15 protein-coding genes are annotated in these 12,203 nt (G+C 49.5%); 12 read left to right on the top strand and 3 right to left on the bottom strand.

Going from position 1 to position 12,203, the window contains the following annotated elements; genetic code table 11:
* Positions 1-3 precede the first annotated feature (3 nt).
* From sufD to KNQ14_RS02360, 10 genes are all read left to right on the top strand, one after another.
* Positions 4-1,281, top strand: a complete 1,278-nt coding sequence (gene sufD, locus KNQ14_RS02315) for a Fe-S cluster assembly protein SufD (protein ID WP_214859508.1) — start codon at positions 4-6, stop codon at positions 1,279-1,281.
* A gap of 1 nt (position 1,282) precedes the next feature.
* A complete protein-coding gene (locus KNQ14_RS02320) occupies positions 1,283-2,506 on the top strand; it encodes a cysteine desulfurase (protein ID WP_214859510.1) in 1,224 nt (407 codons plus the stop codon).
* A complete protein-coding gene (sufU, locus tag KNQ14_RS02325) occupies positions 2,496-2,930 on the top strand; it encodes a Fe-S cluster assembly sulfur transfer protein SufU (RefSeq protein ID WP_023469155.1) in 435 nt (144 codons plus the stop codon). The genes KNQ14_RS02320 and sufU overlap by 11 nt, the downstream gene beginning before the upstream one ends.
* Positions 2,931-2,966: 36 nt before the next feature.
* Positions 2,967-4,364, top strand: a complete 1,398-nt coding sequence (gene sufB / locus KNQ14_RS02330; protein ID WP_023469154.1) for a Fe-S cluster assembly protein SufB — start codon at positions 2,967-2,969, stop codon at positions 4,362-4,364.
* Positions 4,365-4,448: 84 nt separating this feature from the next.
* Positions 4,449-5,003 carry a dihydrofolate reductase family protein gene (locus KNQ14_RS02335; protein ID WP_214859512.1) on the top strand — a complete coding sequence of 185 codons (555 nt, stop codon included), beginning with the start codon at positions 4,449-4,451 and terminating at the stop codon, positions 5,001-5,003.
* 77 nt (positions 5,004-5,080) lie between these two features.
* Positions 5,081-5,923 (top strand): DUF72 domain-containing protein, encoded by an 843-nt coding sequence (locus KNQ14_RS02340; RefSeq protein WP_214859514.1) that lies wholly within the window; start codon positions 5,081-5,083, stop codon positions 5,921-5,923.
* Positions 5,924-5,944: 21 nt separating this feature from the next.
* Positions 5,945-7,246 carry a bifunctional metallophosphatase/5'-nucleotidase gene (locus KNQ14_RS02345; RefSeq protein ID WP_214859516.1) on the top strand — a complete coding sequence of 434 codons (1,302 nt, stop codon included), beginning with the start codon at positions 5,945-5,947 and terminating at the stop codon, positions 7,244-7,246.
* Between the two features lie 62 nt (positions 7,247-7,308).
* A complete protein-coding gene (gene lipA / locus KNQ14_RS02350) occupies positions 7,309-8,208 on the top strand; it encodes a lipoyl synthase (RefSeq protein ID WP_023469150.1) in 900 nt (299 codons plus the stop codon).
* A gap of 94 nt (positions 8,209-8,302) precedes the next feature.
* Complete coding sequence (locus tag KNQ14_RS02355; RefSeq protein ID WP_023469149.1) at positions 8,303-8,680, top strand: YutD family protein; 378 nt, start codon at positions 8,303-8,305, stop codon at positions 8,678-8,680.
* An 85-nt stretch (positions 8,681-8,765) separates the two neighbouring features.
* Complete coding sequence (locus tag KNQ14_RS02360; protein WP_029342422.1) at positions 8,766-9,212, top strand: general stress protein; 447 nt, start codon at positions 8,766-8,768, stop codon at positions 9,210-9,212.
* A 33-nt stretch (positions 9,213-9,245) separates the two neighbouring features.
* Here the strand turns inward: KNQ14_RS02360 and KNQ14_RS02365 are convergent, their stop codons facing one another.
* The gene (locus KNQ14_RS02365) at positions 9,246-9,521 is read right to left on the bottom strand and encodes a DUF3055 domain-containing protein (protein ID WP_034786088.1); all 276 of its coding nucleotides are present in this window, start codon (positions 9,519-9,521) and stop codon (positions 9,246-9,248) included.
* A gap of 35 nt (positions 9,522-9,556) precedes the next feature.
* Positions 9,557-10,537, bottom strand: coding sequence for a class II fructose-bisphosphatase (gene glpX / locus KNQ14_RS02370; protein ID WP_029342420.1), 981 nt, complete (start codon positions 10,535-10,537; stop codon positions 9,557-9,559).
* A 151-nt stretch (positions 10,538-10,688) separates the two neighbouring features.
* On the opposite strand from glpX, the gene KNQ14_RS02375 reads away from it, so the two are divergent.
* On the top strand, positions 10,689-11,132 hold the full coding sequence (locus KNQ14_RS02375; protein ID WP_023469145.1) for a DUF86 domain-containing protein: 444 nt from the start codon (positions 10,689-10,691) through the stop codon (positions 11,130-11,132).
* 6 nt (positions 11,133-11,138) lie between these two features.
* Entirely contained in the window at positions 11,139-11,903 is a 765-nt protein-coding gene (locus tag KNQ14_RS02380; RefSeq protein ID WP_023469144.1) for a TIGR01457 family HAD-type hydrolase, read from the top strand.
* 42 nt (positions 11,904-11,945) lie between these two features.
* Here KNQ14_RS02380 and KNQ14_RS02385 read toward each other — a convergent pair whose 3' ends face one another.
* Positions 11,946-12,173 carry a NifU family protein gene (locus tag KNQ14_RS02385; protein WP_012371190.1) on the bottom strand — a complete coding sequence of 76 codons (228 nt, stop codon included), beginning with the start codon at positions 12,171-12,173 and terminating at the stop codon, positions 11,946-11,948.
* Between the last annotated feature and the right edge of the window lie 30 nt (positions 12,174-12,203).

Below are 12,203 nucleotides of genomic sequence, written 5' to 3' on the forward strand. Positions count from 1 at the left end.
ATGATGACTGTAGAACTGAATCTTGCAGTAAATCGCGAGGCAGTGGCAGAACGTGCGACTCGCTTAGGGGAACCATCTTGGATGGTCGCAAAGCGTCAAGACGCGCTTGATCTTGCCCCAACGCTCGCATTGCCAAAAGTAGAAAAAATCAAGATCGAAGGCTGGAACTTCACAGAAGGTACGACGGAACTCGAAACCGTCACTGGTCTTTCTTCAGATATCGAAGCATTGATCGGCGAAAACCGTGATCATATGCTCGTCACGCGTAACGGACAACTCGTCCACGCGCAAAACAGTGAAGCGGCGAACGGCGTCATCTTCACGACGCTCGAAGACGCATTAAAACAACACCCGGAACTCGTCGAGAAGTACTTCATGACGGAAGGTGTTCAAGTCAACGAAGATCGTCTTGCGGCATTAAACGCAGCACTTCGTAACGGCGGTACGTTCCTTTATGTACCAAAAGGCGTCAAGCTTTCTGTACCGATGCAAGCGATCTACACGCTTGAGCAATCAGGCGCAGCGCTTTACCATCACGCGATCATCGTCGCAGATGCGGACAGCGAACTGACGTATATCGAGAACTTCGTCTCTTACGGTGAAGAAGCGCATAACGTCAACGTCGTCACAGAAGTCTTCGTTGAAGACAACGCAAAAGTCCTCTTCGGTGGTGTCGACACGCTATCGAAAGGTGCCATCACGTATATGAACCGTCGTGGTGTCGTCAAACAAGGCGCGAAGCTTGAATGGGCACTCGGTCACATGAATGACGGTCACACGGTTACAGAAACAAAAACACACCTCGTCGGAAACGATTCGTTCTCAGATACGAAAGCCGTTACGGTCGGTCGTGGAGAGCAAAAACAAAACTTCAACGTCCGGACGGACCACTTCGGTAAAGGATCAGAAGGTTTCATCTTGATCCACGGTGTCCAAAAAGACGCAGCAACATCGATCTTCAACGGAACGTCGATGATCCATCACGGCGCTTCGAAATCAAACGGCGTTCAAACGGAACGTGTCCTCATGTTGTCTGAAAAGGCACGTGGTGATGCGAACCCGATCCTCTTGATCGATGAGGATGACGTCATGGCAGGACACGCGGCATCTGTCGGTCGTGTCGATGAACTACAACTCTACTACTTGATGAGCCGTGGCCTTTCACGGAAGGAAGCAGAACGCCTCGTCGTTCACGGATTCCTCCAGCCAGTCGTCTCGGAACTTGCGATTGACTCGGTGAAAGAACGTCTCGTTCAAGTCATCGAAGGGAAAGTAAACTAATATGGGAATCGATGCATCCATCCGCAATCAGTTTCCGATCCTCGACCAACAGGTCAACGACCGGAAACTCGTCTATCTCGATAGTGCGGCCTCTTCGCAGAAGCCGCTCGTCGTCATCAATGCGATTGACGACTACTATAAGACGATTCATTCGAATGTGCACCGTGGCGTCCATACGCTCGGAACACGAGCGACGGATGCGTACGAAGGTGCGCGTGAGAACGTTCGTCGTTTCATCCAGGCGCAACACCATGAAGAAATTATCTTTACCCGCGGCACGACGACGGCGATCAACATCGTCGCGTCAAGCTACGGCATGAAGCATGTCGAAGAAGGCGACGAAATCGTCGTCACGTACCTCGAACACCATGCGAATCTCATTCCGTGGCAACAAGTCGCTAAACGCAAAAAAGCGAAGTTGAAATACGTTGATTTGACAGCGGATGGTCGCGTGACGGTCGAAGCAGTCGAAGCACAACTGTCTGACCGGACGAAGATCGTCGCGATGGCACATGTCTCGAACGTTCTCGGTACAATCAATCCGATCAAAGAAGTCGCTCGTCTTGCGCACGCTCGCGGTGCAGTCATGGTCGTCGATGCTGCGCAAAGTGCACCGCACCAACGGATCAATGTCACGGATCTCGACTGTGACTTCCTCGCTTTTTCCGCACACAAGATGTGTGGTCCGACAGGCGTTGGTGTCCTTTACGGGAAAAAGGCATTACTCAATGCGATGGAACCGGTCGAATTCGGTGGTGAGATGATTGATTACGTTGGTCTTGAAGAGTCGACGTTCAAACCGTCTCCATATCGTTTCGAAGCGGGTACACCAATCATCGCTGGTGCCGTTGGTTTATCAGCAGCGATTGATTTCTTAGAAGAGATTGGTTTAGAGAACGTCGAAGCACACGAACGTGAACTCGCGCAGTACGCGATGGCACAAATGCGTGACATCGACGGACTCACGATTTACGGTCCGGAAGAACGCGTTGGACTCGTCACGTTCAATCTCGGTGATGTCCATGCACATGACGTCGCAACCGTCCTTGATATGCAGGGAATCGCGGTTCGCGCCGGTCATCACTGTGCACAGCCCTTGATGCGTTGGCTCGGAGCGAGCTCGACGGCTCGCGCTAGCTTCTATCTCTACAACACGAAAGAAGAGGTTGACGCACTCGTGACAGGACTTCGCCAAACGAAGGAGTATTTCAGTCATGGATTTTAACAATCTCGATCACTTGTATCGTCAAGTGATCATGGATCACTATAAAACTCCCCGAAATCGCGGTGCGATCGAGGGGGGCGTCACGATCGACATGAACAATCCGACGTGCGGCGATACGATTCGTCTCCAGCTCGCGATTGAAGACGATGTCGTCCGTGATGCGAAATTTGACGGGGAGGGCTGCTCGATCAGCATGGCGTCTGCTTCAATGATGACGCAACTCGTCAAAGGTAAGACTATCGAAGAAGCCTTACGACTCGCGGATATCTTTTCGGACATGGTCCAAGGAAAAGACTATGACGACGAATCGTTCGACCTCGGGGACGTCGAGGCACTCTCGGGTGTTACGAAATTCCCGGCACGGATCAAATGTGCGACACTTGCCTGGAAGGCGCTCGAACGCGGCGTAGAAGAAGGGAAGTAAACTTCGGTCACAAGCAAGTAAGAGGAGGAAATGAACATGGCAAAGAACATGCCGGAAATTGGCGATTATAAATATGGTTTCCACGATCGCGATATCTCGATCTTCCGTTCTGGACGCGGCTTGACGACTGAAGTCGTCGAAACGATCTCGAAAATGAAGGAAGAACCACAATGGATGCTTGATTTCCGTTTGAAATCACTCAAGATCTTCAACGAACAAGCAATGCCAGCGTGGGGTGGCGATCTCTCAGAATTGAACTTCGACGACATCACGTATTACGTCAAGCCGTCTGAACGTGCAGAGAAATCGTGGGATGAAGTACCGGAAGAAATCAAACGTACGTTTGACAAGCTCGGTATCCCAGAAGCAGAGCAAAAATACTTGGCAGGTGTCTCGGCTCAGTACGAGTCAGAGGTTGTCTACCACAACATGAAAGAAGACCTCGAAGAAATCGGTGTCGTCTTCAAAGATACAGATACAGCCTTAAAAGAGAACGAAGATATCTTCCGTGAATACTTCGGAAAATTGATCCCGCCAACAGACAACAAGTTCGCAGCTTTGAACACAGCGGTCTGGTCAGGTGGATCGTTCATCTACGTACCAAAAGGTGTTAAAGTCGACACGCCGCTTCAAGCCTACTTCCGCATCAACTCGGAAAACATGGGTCAATTCGAGCGGACGTTGATCATCGTTGATGACGAAGCATCGGTTCACTACGTCGAAGGATGTACAGCACCGGTCTACACAACGAACTCGCTTCACTCAGCGGTCGTTGAGATCTTCATCAACAAAAACGCTTACTGCCGTTACACAACGATCCAAAACTGGGCGAACAACGTCTACAACCTCGTTACGAAGCGTGCAATCTGTGAAGCTGGCGCAACGATGGAATGGGTCGATGGTAACATCGGTTCAAAACTGACGATGAAATACCCAGCCGTCATCCTCAAAGGTGAAGGTTCACGTGGTATGACATTGTCAATCGCAATCGCTGGTAAAGGTCAACACCAAGATGCAGGTGCGAAAATGATTCACTTAGCACCAAACACGTCGTCGACGATCGTCTCGAAGTCGATTTCAAAACACGGTGGTAAAGTCACGTACCGCGGTATCGTTCACTTCGGACGGAAAGCGACAGGTGCACGTTCGAACATCGAATGTGATACGCTCATCATGGATAACCAATCGACGTCGGATACGATTCCGTACAACGAAATCCTCAACGATAACATTTCGCTCGAGCACGAAGCGAAAGTCTCGAAGGTCTCGGAAGAGCAATTGTTCTACCTCATGAGCCGCGGGATCTCACAAGAGGAAGCAACGGAAATGATCGTCATGGGCTTCATCGAGCCATTCACAAAAGAACTTCCAATGGAATATGCGGTCGAAATGAACCGTCTCATCAAGTTCGAGATGGAAGGTTCAATCGGATAATTCGTCTTACTCTCTCATCTACGGATGGGAGAGTTTTTTCATGAAATGGGTATTCGGGTAAAGAGTGAAAAAGGAGGGATTACTATGCGTGACATCGTCTATTCCTTTCAAGTCTCGCTTGACGGTTATATCGAAGATGCGTCAGGTAGGATCGATTTCGCTTCACCGGACGCAGAATTACATCAGTATTTCAATGACTATGAGAAAGCGTTCGATACCCATGTCTATGGACGTCGTTTGTACGAGATGATGCAATACTGGGAGACAGCGGATCAGGAAGACGAGCCGATTGTCGTTGAGTATGCGAAAACCTGGCAATCGCTTGAGAAGGTCGTCTTCTCGCGGACGCTCGACGCTGTCGAAGGAAAGACACGTCTAGCGACCAAGTCACTTACCGAGGAACTTCAAGCACTAAAAGCCTTGCCTGGAAAACAGATCGCGATTGGTGGGGCGACGCTTGCTGCTGAAGCGATACGACTTGGACTCGTCGACCGTTATCATGTCGTGATTTATCCCGTTCTGCTCGGCGGTGGAAAACGGATGTTTCCGGTGTTCGATCAACCGCAACACTTAAAAATGATCAAAACACAATGCTTCGAATCGGGATGTATCATACTTGAATATGAACGTTTAAATTGAAGCATCGAAGAAGAAATCCCGGATTCTGCTATGCTATGATGAATAGGTAGAATAGAACACACAAGGGGGAAGAGAGCATGATATATATCGGTGTCACGGGCTGGGGAGATCATGATAGTCTCTACTTGACCCCGCAAGATCGTAAAGAGAAACTGGCTGCTTATGCCGGTCATTTTCCAGCGGTCGAAGTCGACTCGACATTCTATGCGATTCAACCGGAACGAAACTATGAGAAATGGGTATCCGAGACGCCGGACGGGTTTCGCTTCATCGTCAAGGTCCACCGGGCGATGAGTGGGCACGACCGGGACAACAAAGATCCGCTCGGACCGATTTTTGAACAATATATCGCGTCGATCGAACCGATGCGAAAGAGTGGAAAGATTGCGGCAATCCTCGTGCAGTTGCCGCCCTGGTTCGATGTCAGCAAAATGCACTTGGAATATTTGCAAACGATCCGAAAATCACTTGCTGGACTGCCGGTCGCGATCGAGTTCCGGAATCCATCGTGGTATTCAGATGTTTATCGTGAGCGGACGCTCCGTTTTTTGAAGGAACATCAGTTCATTCATACGATTTGTGACGAACCGCAGACGGAAGATGGTTCCGTACCATTCGTACCGGTCGTGACGCAGGAGACGGCATTCATCCGCCTCCATGGACGAAATAAAGCGGGTTGGTTAAAGAAACCGGGTCAAAGCAGCGACGATTGGCGAAAAGTCCGCTGTCTCTATCGTTACTCAGAAGACGAGTTACAGGAACTCGCAAACCACGTCCGAAACGTGGCAGCGGAAGCAAAGGATGTCTATGTCTTCTTCAATAACAACTCAGCAGGAGATGCTGCCCCGAATGCGAAACGATTAATCGAGATTCTCGATCTCGACTATGAACTCGCGCCGCGACAAATCTCATTGTTTTAAATCATCAAGGGGGGCTTCTGCATGAAGTTACACATCATTCACTATAATGATCTGCATTCACACTTCGACATGTGGCCTCGCTACATGTCCTTCGTCAAGGAACACCGGACGTATGATTCGCTCGTTTTTGATCTCGGCGATCATGCTGACCGTGTCGATCCAGCGACGGAAGCAACAAAAGGAAAAATCAATACGCATCTACTGAATGCGTTGATGCCGACTGCCGTGACGATCGGGAACAATGAAGGCATCACGTTTCCGCACGACTGGTTAGCGAACCTCTACACGGAAGCGGACTTTCCGGTCCTCGTCTCGAATTTAGAAGCACCGTTTGCCAAGCAAGGAGTCATTCACGAATTACCGACCGGAAAAGTCGGCGTCTTTGGTCTGACGGCACCGTATATTGAACTATACGGTTTACTTGGTTGGACGATCGAAGAACCGTTTGAAGTCGCGGCGCGTGAAATCGAGCGTTTGCGCCAGGAAGTCGACGTCTTGATTTGCTTAAGTCACCTCGGTTTCTATCAAGACGAAGAACTCGCGATGCGTTTTCCGGAGCTCGATTTGATCATCGGTGCGCATACGCATCATGTCCTTGATGACGGTGTCGTTAAGAACGGTGTCTTGATCACACAAGCGGGAAAACATGGGCAATATGCAGGTGAGATCTACATGAATACGGATACTGGCGAGAAGGAAGCGGTCCTTCACTCCTTGCATGATTACGCCGAGGATGAAGCGACGGCAAAATTACTTGACCGGGAGCAGTATCTGGCGGAACAACAGATGAAGGAGCCGATTGGCGAGACATCGGGTCTAGCCAATGACTGGTTCAGTGAGTCGCCGTTTTCGCAGTTACTCGTCGAGACGATGCGTGATTGGTGTGATGCGGATATCGCTTGTGTCCCAGCAGGCATTCTGCTTGGGTCACTTCCACCAGGTTCTGTTTCTGCCTTTGATTTACATCGACTCTGCCCGCACCCGATCAATCCTTGTAAAGTGACGATGACCGGAGGGGAATTACAAACTTTCCTCGACGAAGTCAAAACAGATCAGTTCGAACAATTAAAGGTTCGTGGTCTCGGTTTCCGTGGTAAGTTGATGGGGCGGATGCATTATGCTGGTTTGGCGGCACATCAACCGCTTGAGCCAACGCAAAACTATACGGTCGTCTTGCCGGATATGTTCACGTTCGGTCCACTCTTTCCAGCGATCAAAGAAATGCCAAAAGAATACTTCATGCCGGAATTGTTACGGGATTTGTTGTTCAAACGCTTATCGGAGAAGTCGGAATATAATGAATTGCATGTTCGCAAACCCTGATTGTTTGTTATACTAAAGCAGACATGAATTGACTTTTTGGGGATGAAGGGGGAAGCGAAACCATGGGACGCGGAGAAATCCAACGTAAACCGGAATGGTTGAAAATCAAGCTGAATACGAATGAAACCTACACAGAATTAAAAAGTATGATGCGCGAGAAAAAGCTACATACTGTCTGTGAGGAAGCAAAGTGTCCGAATATCCACGAGTGTTGGGCGGTTCGCCGGACGGCGACGTTCATGATTCTCGGAAGTATCTGCACACGTGCGTGCCGTTTTTGCGCCGTGACGACAGGACGTCCGAACGAACTCGATCTCGAAGAACCAAAACGTGTCGCGGAATCCGTTCGATTGATGAACCTGAAGCACGCGGTCATCACGGCGGTCGCACGCGACGATCTGAATGATTTCGGAGCAGGCGTTTACGCTGAAACGGTTCGTGAAGTCCGTCGGATGAATCCAGAGACGTCAATCGAAGTCTTGCCTTCAGATATGGGTGGGAACTTTGAGGCATTGAAAACGCTGATCGATGCACAACCAGACATCATGAACCACAACATCGAGACGGTCCGCCGTCTGACGCCGACCGTTCGTGCGAAAGCAACTTACGACCGGACGCTTGAATTCCTTCGTCGTTCGAAGGAACTCGCACCTGAAATTCCAACGAAGTCGAGCTTGATGCTTGGTCTTGGTGAGACATGGGAAGAGATTCTTGAAACGATGGATGATCTTCGCGCAAATAACGTCGACATCATGACAATCGGTCAGTATCTCCAACCGACGAAAAAACACCTCGACGTCATCAAATACTATACACCACAAGAGTTCGCTGAACTGAAGCAGATCGCGCTCAGCAAAGGATTCTCGCACTGTGAGGCAGGTCCACTCGTTCGTTCGTCGTATCACGCGGATGAGCAAGTCAACGCAGCGAAAAAGAATAAAACAGCACTTCCGATCGACTAACGATCAAAAACCGTTCGAGCAGTTGCTCGGACGGTTTTTCGTCTGCCAGGCGAAATGGAATATGCTATGATAAGAACAGCAGGAGGTGGGAATAATGATACAAGTCAATCGGGAACGTTATGAGGTCGTCGAAGAGAAGCGGGAAGGTTTTAATGAGGAAGCCTTCATCGGTCGTTTTAGCGATGTCCTAGAGAAATATGATTATATCGTGGGGGACTGGGGGCACGGTCAATTACGGCTACGTGGCTTCTATGAGGATCAACACGAGAAAGCGACATTCGATACGAAAATTTCGCATGTGGCGGATTATCTCTACGAATACTGTAACTTCGGATGTGCCTACTTCATCGTCAAGAAGATCGGATTGGTAGAAGGAGAAGAAGCACCACCTCGCTTCGACGGTTCTTCATCCAATACGTTGAAGTTGAAACGGAAGTTCGCACCTGCACCAGAGAAGACGGAAAGCGAGTAATCAAACTGTCATACAGAAAAACGTTTCTAGTGGACGGAATTCGGCTATTACTATAAGTATCATGTACCTATAGGGGGAACCATCCATGCGAATCGTTGGAATTTACTCATCCGTACCAGAAGTTGTTAGTGCCGTGCACGATCTCCGTGTTGCCGGTGTCGTCTCGACTGATTTAAAAGTCTTAGCACACGACAAATACGATCTCGAACAAATCGAGGAACTAGCGGATTTGAACAACCAACAGACATCTACGCGTCTGTCACAGGAAGATCATCGTAATCTCTGGCAGGAAATCAAGAGCATCTTCAAAAAAGATGACACAGCTTCTCATGGCGACGCCATCCACGGAAGTGGCTTGACGAAGGAAGACGTCGATCGTGCGAATCATGCGGTCGAAAGTGGTCAATTCGTATTACTCGTCGGTGATGAAGCGGATCAGCATTCAGAACGCCGTGCCCATGACGAGTCAGACAATACGAACGTCTTCAGCGGACCGAACACACTAAATGAACGAAACGATCGTCTCTTATAAGAAAAAGCCTTCGTCCGCGGACGAAGGCTTTTTTCATAGACCGATATAAGCGCGCAGATACATCTCGAGTTCCGTTGCCGCATCGTCTTCGACGTCAAACGCCGTCGCGATGTAGCCCGGTTCATCAAAATCGTCCGCACCGATGATCGCAAAGCGATTCGATAAGAGATTCAAGACGAGAATCTTACCGTAAAAATGCTCCGAGTGGGTGATGGCGAGATCAAACCGACTGGCTTCTCCAATCCAACTGACGAAGCGTGTCTTCGTTTGTTCGACATCATCATATAAAAAATCACGTTCTTCCATCATTCAGCTTCCCTCATTTCCCTAACATCTGTTTCAGATTAAAGGGTTTGGGGGACTTTTTGCAAGTATGGTTTACGCGATAAGCTATGCTCGGCGATGACTTTTCGAATCGTCCGTGTCTTTGAACGCATGACAAGGGATGTCGTCTCAACGATATCATCCGTCAAGAACTTAACGCCATCGAGCATTTCACCCGTCGTGACGCCGGTCGCAGCAAAGATACAGTCGTCGCTTTTGATGAGGTCATCAAGCGTTAAAAGTTGAAGCGGATCTTCAAGCCCCATCCGGATGACACGAGCAGTTTCTTCTTCGTTCATCGGGTGTAAGCGTGCTTGCATGTCGCCGCCCATCGCTTTAACGGCAGCAGCCGTGATGACACCTTCAGGAGCACCGCCTGTACCGATGAAGATATCGATTCCTGTCGCAGGAGAGAGTGGTGCGATTCCAGCTGAGACATCGCCGTCTTCGAACAGACGAACCCGTGCGCCCATTCGCATCGCGGCTTCGCGGAAGTGATCGTGACGCGGGCGGTCCTGCATGATGACCGTGACGTCCTCAATCCGTTTATTGTTGTATTGAGCTGCTTTTTCAATGATGACTTCAAGTGGATCGTCGAGCGAGACGTGCCCCTTCAAGTTCGGTCCAACTGTTAATTTATCCATATACATATCCGGTGCGTGGAGCAGGGCACCTTGATCGGCGACAGCGATGACGACCATCGCATTACCGAGACCTTTGGCGACGATATTCGTACCTTCGAGCGGGTCGACGGCGATGTCAACGATTGGACCGTTTGCTGTTCCAACACGTTCGCCGATGAAGAGCATCGGTGCTTCGTCGAGTTCGCCTTCACCGATGACGACCGTTCCGTTCATGTTGACCGTGTTCAAGACTTCGCGCATCGCAGTCGTTGCTGCATCATCCGCTTCATTTTTCTTACCGCGACCAATCCATTGAGCAGAAGCTAGTGCTGCTGCTTCCGTGGCGCGTACGATTTCCAGTGCGAGTTCCCGTTCCATGTATATAACCTCCACGTCACCAATGTGACATACTATTTTCAGCAAAAATCTAAATTGAGGATAACACATTGGGGAATGTGATGCAAATGACCTTTCTGCTTTTCAGGATTGCCGGATAACGATAAAATGGAGGATGTGAGGGGGAATGAAGATGTATTTCGTCAATCGTCAAAAAATCGAAGAGACGGTCGTTTGTTATGAGACGGCACTTCGACAAAGTAAGGAAGTTACGGGGGATCCGGTGACGACGGCACTGGCTATGGAACGGATCGGTTTTTTAGTCATCGAAAGTGTCATCGACATCGGAAACAGTATGATTGATGGATTCATCATGCGGGATCCGGGAAGTTATGAAGATATCATCCTCATTTTAGAAGATGAGAAGGTCATCGATGGACCGCTCGCGACGAGTCTGAAGAAGCTCGTTGCGTTACGTACGTTGATCGTCCGGTCATTCACACAGTCGAGTATGGCGGAGATTCGGGCGGTACTTGAGACAGAGGAAGCAGAGCTACGTCGTTTCCCGGAAGCGATTCGCCGGTATATCGAGACAGAACTCGGACCGGTGTCTGCATTTTTACCAAACGAGGAGTGAGTCAGGATGAAGGCAAAAGGCTATTTATTTGATTTAGATGGAACGATGTATAACGGAACGGAACCGGTAAAAGAAGCGGTCGATTTCGTCAATCGTCTGCAAGCAGAAGGGATTCCGTATTTGTTCGTGACGAATAATGCGTCGATGACGGCAGAAGCCGTGGCGGAGAAATTACGCGGGATGGGTGTTCATTCCGATGCGAAACACGTCTTGACGAGTGCGATGGCGACCGGTCGTTATATCGCTGATCTATCACCGAAAGCGCGCGTCTATGCGATCGGTGAGACAGGACTGATTGATGCGCTTGAACGGGAAGGGTTAGACGTCGTCGCAACCGAAGCGGCAGATTACGTCGTCATCGGTCTCGACCGTCAGATCACGTATGAAAAACTCGCTGTCGGTGCCCTCGCGATTCGTGCTGGTGCTCGCTTCATCTCGACGAACGGAGACATTGCCATTCCGACAGAACGTGGATTCTTACCAGGAAACGGTGCCTTGACGTCCGTCCTGCGCGTGACGACGGAGAAGGAACCGTTCTTCATCGGTAAACCGGAACCGGTCATGGTCGATATCGCAACGGAGATGATTGGTCTGTCAAAAGAAGACGTCATCATGGTCGGGGATAACTACCATACGGATATTCTATTCGGAATCAATGGAGGCATCCGGACGATGCACGTCAATTCTGGCGTCCATACACCCGTCTTCATTCAAGGTCAGGATCGTCAACCGACATACATGGTCGATACGTTAGCAGAATGGATTCTATGAATCAAAAAATCCCGAACGAGAATTCGTTCGGGATTTCATGTATTAGAAGACTTGTTCGACTTCAACGACGCCAGCGACTTCTTCAAGAAGGGCACGTTCGATACCGGCCTTCAATGTGATCGTTGAACTTGGGCAGCTACCACAAGCTCCCATCAAACGGAGTTTTACGATTCCGTCTTCTACATCTACGAGTTCAACGTCTCCTCCATCACGAAGAAGGAACGGACGCAATTTTTCAAGAACTTCATTCACTTGATCAAACATTTCCATGCGTAAACACATCCTTTCGTATAGTTTCAT

The organism is Exiguobacterium sp. s161, assembly GCF_018619045.1.
Lineage (GTDB): Bacteria > Bacillota > Bacilli > Exiguobacteriales > Exiguobacteriaceae > Exiguobacterium_A > Exiguobacterium_A indicum.